A 16,326-nucleotide genomic window follows, 5' to 3' on the forward strand; every position below is an offset into this window, starting at 1 on the left:
GCCCCCTTGCTCACCACGTCCTTTGACGTTGACGTACCCGCACGAGGGGCCTCACGAAGGGACAGACACAATGAGCACGCGTCTCAACGGTCCATGAAAGAAGGGGCACCAGTTGCACAAAAAGCCGGTCGGCGCCGAGGCACCGGCCGGCACTGTTCTGTGCGCGTGTGCGCACGGCGATGGCGCGGGAGGCTACTCCTCGTCGAGGGCCGCGAGCACCTCGTCGGTCATCTCCATCGTGTGGTAGACGTTCTGCACGTCCTCGAGCTCGTCGAGCTTGTCCACGAGGCGCATGACCTTCTTGGCGTCGGCCGGCGACACCTCCGTCGGGGTGGTCGGCACCATCGTGAGCTCGGAGCCCTTGACCTCGATGCCCTGGGCCTCGAGGCCCTTCACCACGTCCTGCATGGCGTCGTAGGCGGTCCAGACGATCCACTGGTCGCCGCCGTCCTCGTAGTCCTCGCCGCCGGCCTCGGCCACGGCCATCATGAACTCGTCCTCGTCGACGGCGTTCTCCTTGTCGGGAACCTTCTTCTCGTCGGACTTGATGACCTTGTCCACGGCCACGGAGCCCTTGCGCTCGAACTGGAAGGCCACCGAGCCAGAAGTGCCGAGCGAGCCGCCGGAGTGCGAGAAGGCGGAGCGGACGTCAGCGGCGGTGCGGTTCTTGTTGTCGGTCAGGCAGTCGACGTACACCGCGACACCAGCCGGGCCGTAGCCCTCGTAGGTCACCTCGGAGTAGACGGCGGCGTCGGCGCCGGCGCCGAAGGCCTTGTCGATGGCGGCCTTGATCTTCGCGTTGGGCATCGAGACCATGCGGGCGCGCTGGACGGCGGCCGCGAGGGTCGCGTTGTTGTCCGGGTTCGGGTCGCCACCGAGCTTGGCGGCAACGGTGATGTTGCGCGAGAGCTTGGAGAAGAGGGCCGAGCGCTTGGCGTCGATGGCGGCCTTCTTGTGCTTGGTGGTTGCCCACTTAGAGTGTCCGGACATTCAGAGCTCCTTTTTGTGCGGCGCCGCTTCGGCACAACGCGACGCATCATGAACCTCGACAGGATAGCACCACGGCCGAGAGGCGCGCGAGGCCCAACCGCCTGTCCTCGCAAACCTCCCGAGGTGCCACGCATCCTGGGAGGTTTCCTCCTCAGGTGCGTGGCACCTCGGGAGGTCTGGGCTCGCGCAGGCCGTGCTGCACGAGGACGCGCTCGAGGGCGCGGCGCCACCGGCCCCAAAAGAGCTGGATGAACGCCACGGTCGCGACGGCGTGCGTCAGGTCCATCGGCGCTGAAGCGGCAAACGTCGTGAGCCCAGTGACCAGCGTGATCGGCCGCACGTAGCCCACGAGCGTGTAGGCGTCGAGCAACCAGCCGTACAGCCAACAGGCACAGAAGCCGTACAAGCCCGCGGCCGCGCGGCCCTCCAGGCACCGGCCAAGCAGCCCCGCCCCGTAGCCCATGAGCCCCCAGGCGTACATCTGCCACGGCGTCCAGGGGCCCTGACCGAAGAACAGGTTGGACAGGAGCGCCGCCAGGGCGCCGCACAGAAACCCCGACTGCGGGCCGAGCAGCGACCCACAGAGGATGACGATGGCGCTCACCGGCTTGACGTCGGGAACGGCGGCGAACGCGACGCGCCCCGCAGCAGCCGCGGAGCCGAGGGCCACCGTCGGCAGCAGCTGTCGCAGCGAGGGCGTGCGCCGCTCCCACCCCAATGCCATCACGAGCACCGCCGCGAGCACGACGGCCAGCGTGCCGAGCGCCCAAGAGCCCTGCACGAGCATTGCGACCACAAGCACGGCCGGCACCGCGACAAGCGCACCGGCCTCGACCCAGCGCCACGCGCCCCTCTGGCCGCCCCCATCCCCCACGGCGCTCCCCTCGACGGTCCCGGCACCCGCCCGGACGGGTACATGAGCGAAAACCCCGCAACCAAGAAGGTCCCATGGCTTCCACGCTCTTCTCGCTCGCCATTATCACCGCGATCGGCTTCCTAGGCCCGTTCCTGACGTCGCTTCTGCCCGGCAAGTGGGTGCAATCGAGCGCGGTCGTGTTGCTCCTCGGTTGGCTGTGCGGGCCGCACATGCTCGGGCTCATCGACCCGTCGGCCGAAGGGCTCGGCCTGTTGAAGCAGCTGGGGCTCGCGTTCCTCTTCCTCATGGGCGGCTACGAGCTGACGCCCGACAAGGTGCTCGGCCCCTGCGGGCGGCACGCGATGCTGAGCTGGCTCGTCTCCTTTGGCCTCGGCCTCGCAGTGGTGCGGCTGCTGCCGCTGGGCTTCTCGTGGACGGCCTCCGTCGCGTGCGCGATAGCCCTCACGAGCACGTCGCTCAACAAGGTGGAGTCCCTGCTGCGCAGCCGCCACGAGCTAGCGACGCCGCTCGGGTCGGTCGTGACCAGCTATGGGGCGGCCGGTGAGCTGCTCCCGGTGGCCGCGGTCGCGTTGCTGATCGGCGAACACTCCGCCCTTGAGGAGGTGCTCGTGATCCTCGCCTTCGTGGCCATCGCGGTGGCCGCGTCCTGGCTCGTGCGCCACGAGGACGGCCGGCGCACGCGCCTCTCGCGCTACGTACGGAGCGGCGACGACCCGTCGCAGCTGATGACGCAGCTGGTGGTGGCCGTGCTCGTGGGCTTCACGGCCCTCGGCGCGATCCTTGGGGCGGACATGCTGGTCGCGGGTTTCGCGGCCGGCTGGGTGCTGCGGCGCCTCGTGCCCGAGGAAGACACCCGCACCATGGGGAAGCTCCGCGGGCTGGCCTACGGGTTCTTCATCCCGGTGACCTTCGTGCTCTCCGGCACGCGCATCGACATCGAGAGCGCGGCCAGCTACCTCTGGGTGGTCGCGGCGTTCATCGGCCTGCTGCTGGTGGTGCGCGGCGTGCCGGTGCTGCTGGCCCTGCGGGCGTTCCCCGAGACGCGCGGGCTCGACCGCCTGCAGAAGTGGGACGTGTGCGCCTACAGCTGCATGGCGATGGCGACGGTCGTGGCGATGACGAACGTGGCCGTGGAGGCCGGCGACATGACGCCGGCCATCGCGGGCGCGCTCGTGTTCGCGGCCGCGCTGACCACGCTGATCGTGCCGGCCGTGACCTACGGGCTGGAGCGCCGGGAGGCGCGGACGGGCGCCAGGACCGACCGATAAACCTGCAAAAGTGTGCAAAAAGGGACTGTCCTTAACTGCACATCACGGACGGTAGAAGAACGCGTCCGAGAAGAACCCCTCGGCCGGCTGTGTGGCCGCGACCGAACCGTCGAACACCATCGACACGGTGTGGCAGGCGTCGCGCGCGAACCCGAGGTCGTGGGTGGCGAGGAGCACCGCCGTGCCCTGCTCGGCCAGCCCCTGCACGAGCCGCGCCGCCACCTCGCGGCCCGGCTGGTCCAACGAGCGGGTGGGCTCGTCACAGAACAGCACGCGCGGGCGCGCCCCCGCCACCTTTGCCAGTGCCAGCAGCTGTCGCTGGCCGCCCGACAGGTCGAGCGGGTTCTGGTCGAGCGTGCCCGAGAGACCGGCCTCAGCCGCCAAGGCCTCGGCGTCGGGTCCCAGCTCGGCGCGCACCGTCTCCTCGCGGAGCAGCTCGCGCGGGTCTTGTGGCATGTAGCACTGACGGTCCCCGAGCGGTCTCGTCACGCGCCCGCGCTCGGGTCTGAGAATCCCGGCAGCAGCCTTGAGCAGCGTGGACTTCCCTGCCCCGTTGCCGCCCACAACGGCTCGGACCTCTCCTTGGGACAGCGCAAGCGACAGACCCCGGAGCACCCACGGGCGCTCCGGCGAGCGTCCGCGCCAGCCGCCGGCGATGCCTTGCGCGGGATAGCGCACCCACGCACCCGAGAAGCCCAGCGCGAGCCCGTCTCGGGGAGCGCGCAACGGCCGGGGCACGGCCCCCTGCTCGCGCGGCAGCTCGCCGAGAGCGACCTGCCGCACCTGTCCCTCCTCGACGACGAGCGCCTCGGTCGCGTAGTCCACAGCGGGCCCCGGCCGATGTGTCGCCATGACCACCGTGACGCCCAGCTCGCGATTGAGCCGGAAGAGCCCATGCAGAAAGCGCTGCTCCGCGACGGGGTCCAGCAGCGCCGTGGGCTCGTCCAGCAACAGCAGCCCAGGGGCCGCCACCATCGCTGCCGCCAGCGCCACCAGCTGCGCCTGGCCGCCCGACAGGGTCGCGGTGTCGCGCCCCATCCATCCGTCGATACCAAAGAAGTACGCGCACTCGGCCACGCGCCGGCGCGTCTCCTCCGGCTCCACGCCCAGGTTCTCCAAGCAGAAAGCCAGCTCGTGGTACACGTCGCTCGAGACCAGCGAGGCGTCCGGGTCCTGGAGCACGAGCCCTGCAGCCCGTGCGGACTCGGCGACGCCCAGCTCGTGCACGTCACGGCCGCCGAGAAGCACGGAGCCGTCCCGCTCGCCTGCCGGCGACACCTCGGGCTTCGCCAGCCGCAACAGCGTGGACTTGCCCGAGCCCGTCGGCCCACAGAGCAGCGCGAACGCGCCCTGCCCAACGGCGAAGGAAGCATGGCGAACCACCGGGCGCGTCGAGCCCGCGTAGGTGAACGACACGTCCCGGAACGTCAGCGCCGCCACAGGGCCCTCCTCTCGCGCACCGCGCCCCACAGGCCGTCGAGAACCGGCACAAGACAGAACGCTCCGACAAGGGCGTAGCCCCAGCTCCATGTCAGCGGTGGCATCGCGGGATAGAACGTCCAGCCCGCGCTCATCGTCAGCGCCGCGACCGTGGCCGCGATACCGAGCGCCAGCACGAGCCCCAGCTCGGCGCGGTCCTCTCCCGACGCCGCCCTCGGCGCAGCGGTCACCCGGCGCCCGGCGCCCCATCCGCGCGCCCTCATCGAGTCCGCCTGCACCAGGGAGTCGTCGAGCGACCACGCCATGAGGCGCGTGGACAGTGCGCCCACCGAGGGTGCGCTCGCGTTGCCGAACGCGGTGTTGGCCTTGTCGGTCGCGCTCATCGACTGCAGGCGCGATGACATCTGCGGCACCAAACGCAGCCCCAGCGAAAGGATCAGAGCGCACACGGGCATCCGGCGCCCCAGCAGGTCGCGGAGCTCGGACGCCCCCACTGCCGCCGAGAAGCCGAGAGACAGGAGCACCATCGCCGCGAGCATCCCGGCCATGACCAGCCCATACACGGCCGCCTCCAGGTACACGCCCTGATGACCGATCCGGAACAGCTCGGTGGAACCGCTCGACTGCAACAACGGGTTCAGAACCGCGACCAGCACCGCCAGCGGGGCCAGCCACCGCACGGTCTTCCCCACCGATGTCCAACCGCACTCGCCCACCGCGAACGCGCCGCACCCCATAAGGCCGATGGCCACGACCGCCGGCTGGTTGCACCCCGCCACGATCACGGCCATCAGCCCGCACCACACTGCCGACACCGCCGGCTTGCTTGTCTCGAAGGGGCGCGACACCTTAGCTGGTGTACTCGACGTACGTCCACACGACCGCATCGCCGTCGGCCACCTTGTAGTCGCCGGAGCCCACGTCGGGCTGCTTGCCGTTGACCGTGTAGGTCCAGCCGTGCCCGGAGTCAGCCGCCGTGCCGTCGATCGAGGTCACGTACTCGCCGTAGGAGCTGTCCTCGGTCTTGTACGCGATGTTGCTGGCCTTGAGGACGTCGAGCACGGTGCCGTCCTTGGCAACGGTGACCTGCTCGGGAGCCTCGTCAGCGCCAATCTGCTGCGTCACGGTGACCTGGTCGGCCGTGGGCGAGTCGCTCGTCGCGGCGCCCGTTGTCTCCGTGGTCGCGGCCTTGTCCGCACTGCCGTTGGCACCGCAGCCGGTGAGAGCCACCGGTGTCGCGATGCAGAGCACCGCGACCAAAAGCGCGGCGAGGGCCTGAGAGCAACGCGCCGTCCACGCGTCCTTGCGCTCGTTCATGGGTTCCCCTTTCTGTAGGAACTCGCGAGAGAGGGCACGTCTCCTGGCTCGCGGGCGGCGGGGCAAAGACCCTGCCGGACGGGGACCCTTCTCAGACCGTCGACCCCTCGGCCGCCGACCCAATGGGAACGCACCCCGTCCTTGACCCGCACACAGTAGTGGCGGCTGTCCCGGATTCGCACCGGGTTCCGTTTTGACCACCGGCGCGCGGCCGGCGGACCCTCTCTCGCCTCACTAGATGCACGCATGAGTATAGGGCCAAGCCCTGGAGCTGCCCCGGATCGGCAGGGGCGCGCGGGTCGGGCGATAAGGGGTAAACCGTTGCCTCGTTTGCCCCGGATAGGGTCTCAAGCGGGCCTTTTGGAGATCCGTTGCCGGATCCGGAGCGATAGAGGGCAAACCGTTCGGCCTTTTGCCCCGAATCAGCGACCCGGCGCGAAGGGGGCGATCCGGGGCTAGCTGCGCCTGTCGGCGTCGTCCTTTTCGGAGTCCTCCAGCCGCTCATCGCGCGGCACCGCGCCCTTCTCCACCAGGTCGTCGGTGTCCACGGGCACGTCCGAGCCCGTCGCCGTCACATAGAGCCGGCCCACCTGCGGACGTTGCGTCTTGTGCGCCCAGACCAGGAAACCGATACCCACGAACACGAGCGGCACCGAGAGGATCTGCCCCATCGTGATGAACCCGTCGATGAGGTAGCCGAGCTGGACGTCGGGCACGCGCACGAACTCGATGAGGATGCGGAAGCAGCCGTACATGATGAGGAACCACCCCGTGAAGGTTCCCTGCGGGCGCGGCGGGCGCTTGCGCGACAGCAGCCACAGCACGACGAACATCACGAGACCCTCGAGGAGCGCCTCGTAGAGCTGGGAGGGATGGCGCGCCACGGGGCCCCCGCTCTCGAAGACCACGCCCCACGGCAGGTCGGTGGGCTTGCCCCACAGCTCGCCGTTGACGAAGTTCGCGAGACGCCCCAGGCCGAGGCCGACCGGCGTCACGATGCACCCCATGTCGAGGAACGTCAGGATCGAGAGCCTGAGCATCTTGCAGGCGATGGAGCCGCCCACGATGGCGCCGATAAGGCCGCCGTGGAAGCTCATGCCGCCCTCGCTGAAGGCGAGGATCTCGAGCGGATGGCTCCAGTAGTAGCCGGTGCCGTAGAAGAGTACGTAGCCGAGTCGCCCGCCAAAGATGGCGCCGAAGGCGATGCCGATGACCACGGACATGATGTCGTCGGGGGTCATGTCGAGCTTCCAGCGCTTCACAAGGCGCCAGACCAGGATGCCGCCGATGACGAACGCGGCGAGGTACGCGAGGCCGTACCAGCGCACGGAGAGCGGCCCCACGGAGAAGGCGACGGGATCGAGCGAATGGTAGAGGTCGTTGAGCAAGGGAAGTCCTTTGGGTCGGCCGAAGGTCACCTAACGGTAGCAGAGGCCGCCGGGACTAATCGGTGAGCACGTGGCTCGCCGTGGCGCCCCGCTGCCCCTGGTAGTGGCTGCCGAGCCCTGCGGACCCGTACGGGCGCTCCACTGGGCTGCTCATGCGCTCGAAGGACAGCTGGCCAATGCGCATGCCCGGGCGCAACATGATCGGCAGCGTCGCGACGTTGGACAGCTCGAGCGTGAGCTCGCCGTCCCAGCCGGGATCCACGTAACCGGCGGTGGAGTGAATCATCAGGCCGAGGCGCCCGAGCGTGGACTTGCCCTCGAGCTTGCCGAGGACATCGTCCGGCAGCCCGATGCGCTCCACCGTGGTCCCGAGCGCGAACTGGCCAGGATGCAGGATGAACGCGCCCCCTTCGGGGACCTCGATCTCCTCGGTGAGGTTGGGCTGGTCGATGGAGGGGTCGATGAAGGTGTGCTCCGAGTTCCGGAACACGCGGAAGTTCGCACCGAGCCGCACGTCCACCGAGGCCGGCTGGACGTCCTGGGGCTTGAGCGGCTCGATGACGATGCGGCCGGCCTCCAGCTCGCGCTTGATGTCTCGGTCTGAGAGGACCATGGCTCCTCCGAGGTCTGGGCGGGTGTGTCCGCAGCCCATGATAGCCGCAGGAACGCACGGTCAGAGAACCCTCACGGGAGAGCGCGATAGCAGCCCCGCGCCTGTGGACGCTTCGGTCAAAGCCATTTGTCCGGACCTGGACGCTTCGGTCAAAGCCAAATGTCCACGCTCCATCCCGCGACAGCGTGGACAAACGGCTCTCTCCGAAGCGTCCAACCGTGGACAAACGGCTCTCTCCCAAGCGTCCAACCGTGGACAAAGGGCTCTCTCCGAAGCGTCCGGGCGTCAGGGACGGTTCAGTCTGTCGGGCTTCTCGGAGGTTTTGGCAACAGAGGGACACCCGACCGGCAGAGCGCGGGTACCATAAGCCCCGGTGTCCGCCTTGTGCCCACGCCCCTTGACAACCCGAGAAGCCCAGCCCTAGCGCCGCCGCGAGCGGCCACACCCCATGGAGGCACCATGCGCTTTTATGCCACCTGTCCCGCCGGACTCGAGCAGATGCTCGGCCAAGAGCTGGACTCTCTCGGTATCGGTCGGGTGCGCCCGCTGACCGGCCAGGTCTCGTTCGAGGGCCCCCTGCGCGACGCCTACACGGCCTGCATGTGGAGCCGCCTCGCGAGCTCCATCGTGGCCGTCATCGCGAGCTTCGAGTGCCATGGCGCCGGCGACCTCTATCGCGGCGCGGCCGGCGTGGACTGGACCGAACAGCTCTCCCCCACCTCCACGTTCGCGGTCTTCGCGCGCGGCGAGATGGACGGCATCGACAACTCGATGTTCGCGGCCCAGCGGATCAAGGACGCCGTCGTCGACCAGTTCGTGGCCAAAGTGGGAACGCGGCCCAACGTGGACCCCAAGCACCCCGACCTTCGCATCCGTCTGACCATGCACCGCGACCACGCGACGCTCGGCATCGACCTCACGGGCGAGCCGCTGTTCCGTCGCGGCTATGAGCGCGCGCAGCAGAAGGCCCGCATCCCGGCCCTCCGCCCCGATTACGCGGCGGCCGTGCTCTGGGCGGCCGACTGGCAGACCCTCTCGCAGGAGTCCTTCCCGTCGCTCGGCGTGGCCTTCTCGGGAGCGGGCACGCTGGCCGTGGAGGGCGCCGCCATCGCGATGGACACCGCGCCGGGCCTCACTCGCGCGCGCTGGGGCTTCACGCACTGGCTCGGGCACTCGGAGCGCTCCTGGTCGCTCGTGCGCAACGAGGCCGAGCGCCGGCGCGCCGCCGGCGCCGACCGCCCCGTGACCATCGTGTGCACCGACACGCGCCTCGGCTTCGCGACGGACACTCGCGCGACCATGCGCAGCGCCGGCCTGGCCATCGAGCCCGTCTTCGTGCCGGTGCGCGAGGCCACCGACTTCGGAGGGAAGCTCACCAGCTCGTCGCTGCTCGTGCTCGACCTGTCCTGGCCCCACGCGGACGAGGGGCCCCGCGAGGCCGAGGCCCTCTCGCTCACGGCCACCATCGCCGCGACCCTCCCCGAGAACACCCCGGCCGCGGCCATCGCACGCGACGGCGCGCTCGACGCCCTCTTCGACGAGGAGCCCCTCACCGAGGACCCGGTGCAGACCGGCAAGGACGAGGCGCGCATCGTCACGTACCGCAACGCCGCCGTGCAACCGGCGGCCACCGTGACGCTCAAGAGCGGCGCCGAGGTCCCCGTGCTCGTGTCCACCACCGACCAGTTCGCCGCCCGTCTCGAGAAGGACGCCAAGGAGAGGGCCGGCTGGGCGGAGTCCGAGGACGTCACCTGCTACCGCGTCTACGACCAGGACCTGCCCGATTACAACGTGGCCCTCGACCTGTACAAGGGCACGGAGGAGACGCCGGGCACCTGGCTCGTGTGCGCGGAGTACGCCGCCCCCAAGGAGATCGACCCCGAGAAGACCCGGCGCCGCCTGATCGACGTGCTGACCGTCGCCCCGCGCGTGCTCGGCGTGCGCGCGAGCGACGTCGCGCTCCGCGTGCGCAGCCACTCCAAGGGCGGCTCGCAGTACGCCGCGCCCGCCGACATCACGCGCACCGTGAACCGGCGCATCGACGCCGCGCTGGACCGCAAGCGCAAGGGCAAGGGCGACGGCCGCCCGCGCACCCGGCGCATCGACGGCGTGGAGCTGCCGCTCGGCGCGGTGCTCGTCGAGGAGGGCGGCCTCACCTTCGAGGTCAACCTCCAGGACCGGCTGGACACGGGGCTCTTCCTCGACCACCGCGAGGTGCGCACGGAGATCCGCGAGATGGCCAAGAGAATGACCGGGGCCAAGCGCTTCCTTAACCTCTTTTGCTACACGGGCACCGGCACGGTCTACGCGGCCGACGGCGGCGCCGAGTACACCACGAGCGTCGACCTCTCCTGGAACTACCTGGACTGGGCGCGCCGCAACATGGAGCGCAACGGCTACCGCAACCCGCGGGTCCCCAAGGGCGAGCCGCGGCCGGACGACTACCGCCACGAGTACGTGAAGGCCGACGTGCTGCAGTGGGTGGACGAGCAGCGCAAGACGCGCAACCGCTGGGACCTCATCTACTGCGACCCCCCGACGTTCTCGAACTCCTCCGACATGAAGGCCGAGAGCTTCGACGTGCAGCGCGACCACGCGGAGCTTCTCATCGGCATCTCGCGCCTACTCACCCGTGACGGCGTGTGCCTGTTCAGCTGCAACCTGCGGAACTTCGCGCCCGACGTCGAGAAGCTCGCCCGAGCCGGCGTGGAGATCGAGGACGTCACCGAGGGCACCATCCCCCACGACTTCGAGCGCAACGCCAAGGTGCACCACGTGTACCTGGTGAAGCGCACGCCGATGACGGAGGAGAAGCGCCGGGAGATCGAGGAGCGCAAGCGGCGCGGCGACCACGGACGGTACAGCGACCGGACGATGGCGCCGGACTCGGTGCGCCGCGCCCAAGAGCGGGGTGGCCGGCCACGCGGCAACGGTGGCCCACGTCGTGACGGCGGACGTGGCCGCGACGACAGCCGAGGAAGCCGCAGCGGCGGGTTCAAGCGCGACGACCGCAAGGGCGGCTTCAAGCGGGACGGACGCGGCGGCGGCTTCAAGCGGGACGACCGCGGCCACGGCGCCACCGGGCGCAAAGGCCCGGCCGGCCAGAACCGCAAAGGCCAGGGTTACCGCAGCGGCGGCACAAAGGGCGACGGGAAGCGATAGGCAGCGGGCCTGGCTCCTTCCGAGCGCACCTCGTTGAGGACTTGATCCCCAGGTGGCCTTCTCGCGCGAGAGGGCCACCTGGGAATCTCTTTTTTAACGAACCAGCCTCCAGGCGCGCTTCTCGGCCACGGGAACGAGCGATTCCGGGGGTCACCGAGGCTGCTCGCGGCGGGAAAGTGTCCCGGGCGCCCGAAAACAGGCCCGTTGATTTCTGAGTTGATCCCAAGAAAGGCCATTCGCGCGGCCAGCTCTTCTCGGGATCAACTTCTCAATGTGGCACAACCCGACGGGTGCTGACTCATAAGTTAGTGCCAGGGCCCCTGGCGGTGCACGCGATGGTGCGGCAGCGGCTACTGCCCCGAATCGTCACCGAACGGTCCCGGCCACCCGATCCCCACCGGGTTGCCGTTCTCGTCAAAGAGGATCCTCGGATGCGTGCCGGTACGGTCGGCCGAGGCCTCCCCGCCGATCACACCCTTCTCGACGGCGGCCATCACGTCCGCCATCTCCCCCACGAGGTCCTGCGAGAGCACGTCGACGTCCTCTTCCTCGAACTCCTCCTCCTCCAGCTCCACCGGCCGGCGCTCGAGCACCGTCGCCGGACGCATCTTGGAGAAGAGCGGCACGTACTCGAAGATCACGCTCGAGGTGGCGAGCCCGTACCACTGGGCAGGCGAGCCGCACACCCGGCGGATCGCGTACTTGAGCGCCATGATCGAGCGGTCACGGTTGGAGATGTCGGACTCCGGCGTCAGGAGCTTGCGGAGCATGACGAACTTGAAGTCGCCCACGTTGCCCGGGTCACGGTAGATCGAGTAGCGCAGCGGCTGCGGATCCATCTCGTTGGACTCGATCAGGTCGCCGATCACCTGGCGGATGTACGTGTTGACCCGCTGGTTCACCTTGAAGCCCAGGTGCAGCGTCACCCGGAACACGAAGTCCGTGCCAAAACTGTTGCAGGTGTACTCGTGGGTGAACGGCTCGTCGGTCACCTTCACCGTCACGAAGAAGTAGCAACGGGCGCGCTTGGGCCGCTTGTCGAGGATCGAGTAGAGGATGTCGCGGTCCAGCTTGTCCTGGGACGGGTCGTTGGTGAGAAACACGAGGTTGTCGGCCAGGATGGGCACCGTCTCGTCGCGGCTCAGCTCGGAGAGCTGCCCCAGGTACAGCTTGACGGGCAGATAGACCGACTGCGCCCGCTCGATGGCGCTGCCACGCCGCCAAATGAACATGACGCAGAAGATGAGCGCCGCCATGATGAGCGTCACGTAGCCGCCGTGCACGAACTTCGCGAGCGACGAGATGAAGAAGCAGCCCTCGAGGGCGCCGAAGAACAAAAGGAACACCCAGCTCCAGAACGGCTGGTGCTCCAGCTTGCTCAGGTACACGTGCAGAAGCAGCGTGGTCATGAGCATCGTGAGGGTGATGGCGAGGCCGTAGGCCGCCTCGAGGTTCTCCGAGGTCTGGAACATGAGCACGACACCGATGCACCCGACCCACATGATGGTGTTGACCATCGGGATGTAGAGCTGGCCCTTGGTCTCCGCCGGGTACGTGACGCGCAGGTGCGGCATCAGGTTGAGGCGCGTGGCCTCCGAGACGAGCGTGTAGGAGCCCGTGATGAGCGCTTGGCTCGCGATGAGGCCGGCCACGGCCGAGAAGACCACCGCGAACGCGCGGAGCTCCTGTGGCAGGCACTCGAAGAACGGGTTGAAGCCCTCGGCCGCGACGAGCGCGGTGTTGCCGATGTTCTGGACGATCCACGCGCCCTGCCCCAAGTAGTTGAGGAAGAGGCACGCGCACACGAACGGCCAGGTGGCGTACACGTTGGCGCGGCCCACATGGCCCATGTCCGAGTAGAGCGCCTCCGCGCCGGTGGTGGCGAGGAACACGAAGCCGAGCACCGCGAAGCCGGCCTTGTTGAGGGGGCCGAAGAGGAACAGGATGCCGCGGAGCGGGTTGAGGGCGCGCAGCATGTCCCAGTCCAACGTGAGGTTGCAGAGCCCCGAGATGCCAAGGAACAGGAACCAGGCGCACATCACGGGGCCGAAGAGCTTGCCGATGTTGCTCGTGCCGGCGCGCTGCAGCAAAAAGAGCCCGCACAGGATGACGATCGTGATGATCACGACGACCGTGGGCTTGTCTCCCAGGAAGGCATGGCCCACCTCGATGGTGCGAAGGCCCTCGATGGCCGTCGTGACGGTGACCGCCGGAGTGAGGATGCCGTCGGCCAAGAGGGCGGCGCCGCCGATCATGGCCGGGACGATCAGGTAGCGGCTGCACCGCTTGACGAGCGAGAACAGCGCGAAGATGCCGCCCTCGTTGTGGTTGTCCGCGCGCATGGCGATGAGCACGTACTTCACGGTGGTGATGAGCATCAGCGTCCAGATGATGAGCGACACGGCGCCGATGATGGTGTCCTTGGTGAGGCTCGCGATGCCGCCGTTGCCGGCGACGATGGCCTTCATCACGTAGAGCGGGCTCGTGCCGATGTCGCCATAGACCACGCCGAGCGTCACCAGCGACATGCCCAGAGAGAACGGGATCGCCCCGTGGCCTGCCTTCGCGGCCACAGCGGGAACGGTGGATGCCACAGCTCCTCCTCGCTACGCAGGTGCGGGAGCCGCCCAGGGCCGGCCCGGGGGCTCCCGCTCTTTTCGGATACCGAATGATACTCGTACCCTCGTGCGTTTGTGGCACCAGGCGGACATTTGTCGCGCCGCCCCCGAAGAAGGTAAGAGACACAGGAGCCGGGGCGCCCCGCTCGCCCTATCGCTCGGCCATCGGCGCGTAGTCGCGGGCCTCGGCCACCGACACGTACGCCGGGCGAATGATGCGGCTCGCCCCGTACAGCTCCTCCATGCGATGGGCCGCCCAGCCGCTCAAGCGCGCGATCGCGAAGATCGGCGTGTGCATCTCGGCCGGGATGTCGAGCATGTCGTACACGAAGCCCGCGTAGAGGTCCACGTTCGCGCACAGCGGCTTGCTCGTGCCCCGCGCCTCCTGCACCACGCCCGGCGCGAGGCGCTCGATGGCGTTGATGAGCCGGAACCGCTCCTCCATGCCCTTCTGGCCCGCCAGCTTGGCGGCATAGCGACGGATGAGCACGGCGCGCGGGTCGCTCTTGGTGTAGACCGCGTGTCCGATGCCGTAGAGCAGCCCCGTGCCGTCGAAGGCGTCCTTGGCCGCGATGCGCCGCAAGTACGCGCGCACCTCGTCGTCGTCGCCCGCGCTGCGCACATGCTCCGCGACGTCGTCGATCATCTGGCCCACCTTGTAGTTGGCGCCGCCGTGCTTTGGGCCCTTGAGCGACCCCATCGCGGCCGCATAGGCGCTGTACGCGTCGGTGCCCGAGCTGGACAGCACGCGTGTGGAGAAGGTTGAGTTGTTGCCGCCGCCGTGCTCCGCATGGAGCATCAGCATCGTGTCGAGCACCTGCGCCTCCTCCGGCGTGTAGCCGGCGTCGCCGCGCAGCACGTCGAGGATCGTCTCGGCCATGGAGAGGCCGCCGGTGATGGGCGGGATGCGCAGCTGCTCTTGGGCCGCCTCGGCGGAGTACGCGGTGCTCGCCACCGCAGCGATACGGGGCAGTCGGGCGAGCAGCGACAGCGCCACGTCCACCTCGTGCTCGGGGCTCGTGTCGTCGGGGGCCTCGTCAAAGGCGTAGAGCAGCAGCGTCGCGCGCTGCAGCACGTTCATGATCGAGGAGGACGCCGTTGTGCGCGGGAACAGGCTCAGGTACCCACGGGGCAGCGAGCGCCGCACGTCGATGCGCTCGTTGAAGTCGTCCAGCTCGGCCTGGTCGGGCAGCTCGCCGGCCAACAGCAGGTAGCTGACCTCCTCGTAGCCGAAGCGCCGCTCGGAGCGCGCACCAGCCACGAGGTCGCCGATATGGTAGCCGCGGAGGATGAGGTCGCCCTCATCCGGCTCAACGCCGTTCTCGGTCCTGTGGTAGCCGTGCACGTCGCAGATGGCCGTCAGGCCGGCGACCACGCCCGAGCCGTCGGCGTTGCGCAGGCCGCGCTTGACGCCGTGCTGCTCGTAGAGGGCCTGGTCCTGCATCGCGAGGTCGCTGCCGCCCTTGTAGAGCAGGTCGGAGACAGGAGGGCGCCCCACCGAGACGGAGGGCATCGGGCTCACGTCCATGACGTGCAAAAGCGCGCTCGTGGCGGCCGCGGGGATCACCGGGCGGAAGTACGGCGGAACAAGCCCCGGGCGCGGGGCCTTGTGGTGCGGTTCGTTCTCCATGGCGGGTCCTCTCAACTCTTCCGAGAAGGGCTGGGCCTGCGAGTCGAACGGGCTCGGGTGTTCGAGTCGCGATGGGGCTACAGCCGGTACATGAACCGGAACACGTCCTCGCGCACCAGGGTGATGCGAACGCCAAGGCCGTCGGCCAGGCCGGCCAGCTCGGCGTCGAGCTCCTGGAAGTCGACGTCCATGGGGCTCAGGTCCACGAGCATCGTCATCGTGAAGATGCCGGTGCCGCCGGCCACGTTGTCCGGCTCGTTGCCCTTGAGGATGGTCTGGCTGATGTCCAGGATGTTGGCCTCGTGCGTGGCCAGGGCGCCGGCCACTGCGGCCACGATGCCGGCCCGGTCCGAGCCGAGCACCGTGATGACGGCCCGACCGGAGGGTGCGTTGGTGAGCTCGGCCTGGATGTCTTCCACAGGTCCTCCTGGGATTGGATGTCAGTGCGCCGGGACGTAAACCAAAGAGCCCCGACGGTGCCGGGGCTGTCTAAGGCTGTTAGGCAGTATAGGGGCACTCCCCTGTTTGGCTAGTGGGAGAGCGCCGCTTGAAAGCGCGCGGTAACCTGGTCCGCGTCCTCGTCGAGGGCGCAGGTGAGCTCCTCCATGGAACGCTCCTTGGCCTCCTTGAGGATGCGCTCGTAGATCACCGGCGCCTTCTTGTGGGCGGCCTCCACCTTGGCGATGCGCTGGGTGAAGGTCTTCGCGATGCGCATCACGTCCACGCAGGAGCCGTGCCGGATCACGCTCTTGAAGTGCTTCTCCTCGAGGACCGCCGAACGGTCCGTGAAGGAGTCCGGCTCCATCGTCGAGAAGCCCTCGATGAGGGACTGGGCCTCCTCGGCGGAGATCACGGGACGCAGGTTGGCCTCGCTCGCGACGGGATACTTGATGAGCATGGGGTTGCGGCCGTGGACAGGCATCAAGTGGTAGACGGGGGTCGGGCCCTCTTCCATCCCCTCGACCTGACAGACGCCCTGACCCGGGTGGACGATGAAATCACCAATCTCGTACATGCAATTCC

At 68.7% G+C, this 16,326-nt stretch carries 13 protein-coding genes and 1 riboswitch; of the genes, 2 read left to right on the top strand and 11 right to left on the bottom strand.

The window, feature by feature from the left end; genetic code table 11:
• Positions 1–192: 192 nt before the first annotated feature.
• Together QJ043_RS08645 and QJ043_RS08650 are read right to left on the bottom strand one after the other, a co-directional pair.
• The gene (locus tag QJ043_RS08645) at positions 193–990 is read right to left on the bottom strand and encodes a YebC/PmpR family DNA-binding transcriptional regulator (RefSeq protein ID WP_283713303.1); all 798 of its coding nucleotides are present in this window, start codon (positions 988–990) and stop codon (positions 193–195) included.
• 151 nt (positions 991–1,141) lie between these two features.
• Complete coding sequence (locus tag QJ043_RS08650; RefSeq protein ID WP_283713304.1) at positions 1,142–1,864, bottom strand: ECF transporter S component; 723 nt, start codon at positions 1,862–1,864, stop codon at positions 1,142–1,144.
• A gap of 74 nt (positions 1,865–1,938) precedes the next feature.
• On the opposite strand from QJ043_RS08650, the gene QJ043_RS08655 reads away from it, so the two are divergent.
• Entirely contained in the window at positions 1,939–3,135 is a 1,197-nt protein-coding gene (locus tag QJ043_RS08655; protein ID WP_283713305.1) for a cation:proton antiporter, read from the top strand.
• A 42-nt stretch (positions 3,136–3,177) separates the two neighbouring features.
• Here QJ043_RS08655 and QJ043_RS08660 read toward each other — a convergent pair whose 3' ends face one another.
• From QJ043_RS08660 to dcd, 5 genes are all read right to left on the bottom strand, one after another.
• Entirely contained in the window at positions 3,178–4,575 is a 1,398-nt protein-coding gene (locus QJ043_RS08660) for an ABC transporter ATP-binding protein (RefSeq protein WP_283713306.1), read from the bottom strand.
• Complete coding sequence (locus tag QJ043_RS08665; RefSeq protein ID WP_283713307.1) at positions 4,563–5,366, bottom strand: energy-coupling factor transporter transmembrane component T family protein; 804 nt, start codon at positions 5,364–5,366, stop codon at positions 4,563–4,565. Before QJ043_RS08665 ends, QJ043_RS08660 begins: the two co-directional genes overlap by 13 nt.
• A 58-nt stretch (positions 5,367–5,424) precedes the next feature.
• Positions 5,425–5,892, bottom strand: coding sequence for a DUF4430 domain-containing protein (locus QJ043_RS08670; protein ID WP_283713308.1), 468 nt, complete (start codon positions 5,890–5,892; stop codon positions 5,425–5,427).
• A 16-nt stretch (positions 5,893–5,908) separates the two neighbouring features.
• Positions 5,909–6,131, bottom strand: a riboswitch (cobalamin riboswitch).
• A 216-nt stretch (positions 6,132–6,347) separates the two neighbouring features.
• Positions 6,348–7,280 (bottom strand): prolipoprotein diacylglyceryl transferase, encoded by a 933-nt coding sequence (lgt, locus tag QJ043_RS08675; RefSeq protein ID WP_283713309.1) that lies wholly within the window; start codon positions 7,278–7,280, stop codon positions 6,348–6,350.
• 55 nt (positions 7,281–7,335) lie between these two features.
• Entirely contained in the window at positions 7,336–7,893 is a 558-nt protein-coding gene (gene dcd, locus QJ043_RS08680; RefSeq protein ID WP_283713310.1) for a dCTP deaminase, read from the bottom strand.
• A gap of 459 nt (positions 7,894–8,352) precedes the next feature.
• On the opposite strand from dcd, the gene rlmKL reads away from it, so the two are divergent.
• Positions 8,353–11,055: a bifunctional 23S rRNA (guanine(2069)-N(7))-methyltransferase RlmK/23S rRNA (guanine(2445)-N(2))-methyltransferase RlmL gene (rlmKL, locus tag QJ043_RS08685; RefSeq protein WP_283713311.1), complete on the top strand. Its 2,703-nt coding sequence runs from the start codon at positions 8,353–8,355 to the stop codon at positions 11,053–11,055.
• A 350-nt stretch (positions 11,056–11,405) separates the two neighbouring features.
• Here the strand turns inward: rlmKL and QJ043_RS08690 are convergent, their stop codons facing one another.
• The 4 genes from QJ043_RS08690 to QJ043_RS08705 all read right to left on the bottom strand — a co-directional run bounded on the left by QJ043_RS08690 (position 11,406) and on the right by QJ043_RS08705 (position 16,318).
• Positions 11,406–13,649, bottom strand: coding sequence for a KUP/HAK/KT family potassium transporter (locus QJ043_RS08690; RefSeq protein ID WP_283713312.1), 2,244 nt, complete (start codon positions 13,647–13,649; stop codon positions 11,406–11,408).
• Positions 13,650–13,824: 175 nt separating this feature from the next.
• Complete coding sequence (locus QJ043_RS08695; RefSeq protein WP_283713313.1) at positions 13,825–15,303, bottom strand: citrate synthase; 1,479 nt, start codon at positions 15,301–15,303, stop codon at positions 13,825–13,827.
• A gap of 77 nt (positions 15,304–15,380) precedes the next feature.
• Positions 15,381–15,722 (bottom strand): ACT domain-containing protein, encoded by a 342-nt coding sequence (locus QJ043_RS08700; protein ID WP_283713314.1) that lies wholly within the window; start codon positions 15,720–15,722, stop codon positions 15,381–15,383.
• Positions 15,723–15,832: 110 nt separating this feature from the next.
• The gene (locus QJ043_RS08705) at positions 15,833–16,318 is read right to left on the bottom strand and encodes a CarD family transcriptional regulator (RefSeq protein WP_283713315.1); all 486 of its coding nucleotides are present in this window, start codon (positions 16,316–16,318) and stop codon (positions 15,833–15,835) included.
• Positions 16,319–16,326 lie beyond the last annotated feature (8 nt).

Origin of the sequence: Kribbibacterium absianum (assembly GCF_030067705.1) — a bacterium.
In the GTDB taxonomy this organism is placed as follows: Bacteria; Actinomycetota; Coriobacteriia; order Coriobacteriales; family Atopobiaceae; genus Kribbibacterium; species Kribbibacterium absianum.

Bases quoted from the DNA above. Each gene is read 5' to 3' on its own strand.
- rlmKL (WP_283713311.1), top strand. From the start codon at position 8,353: ATGCGCTTTTATGCCACCTGTCCCGCCGGACTCGAGCAGATGCTCGGC.
- dcd (WP_283713310.1), bottom strand. From the start codon at position 7,893: ATGGTCCTCTCAGACCGAGACATCAAGCGCGAGCTGGAGGCCGGCCGC.
- QJ043_RS08695 (WP_283713313.1), bottom strand. From the start codon at position 15,303: ATGGAGAACGAACCGCACCACAAGGCCCCGCGCCCGGGGCTTGTTCCG.
- QJ043_RS08670 (WP_283713308.1), bottom strand. From the start codon at position 5,892: ATGAACGAGCGCAAGGACGCGTGGACGGCGCGTTGCTCTCAGGCCCTC.
- QJ043_RS08655 (WP_283713305.1), top strand. From the start codon at position 1,939: ATGGCTTCCACGCTCTTCTCGCTCGCCATTATCACCGCGATCGGCTTC.
- QJ043_RS08645 (WP_283713303.1), bottom strand. From the start codon at position 990: ATGTCCGGACACTCTAAGTGGGCAACCACCAAGCACAAGAAGGCCGCC.
- QJ043_RS08705 (WP_283713315.1), bottom strand. From the start codon at position 16,318: ATGTACGAGATTGGTGATTTCATCGTCCACCCGGGTCAGGGCGTCTGT.
- QJ043_RS08665 (WP_283713307.1), bottom strand. From the start codon at position 5,366: ATGGCCGTGATCGTGGCGGGGTGCAACCAGCCGGCGGTCGTGGCCATC.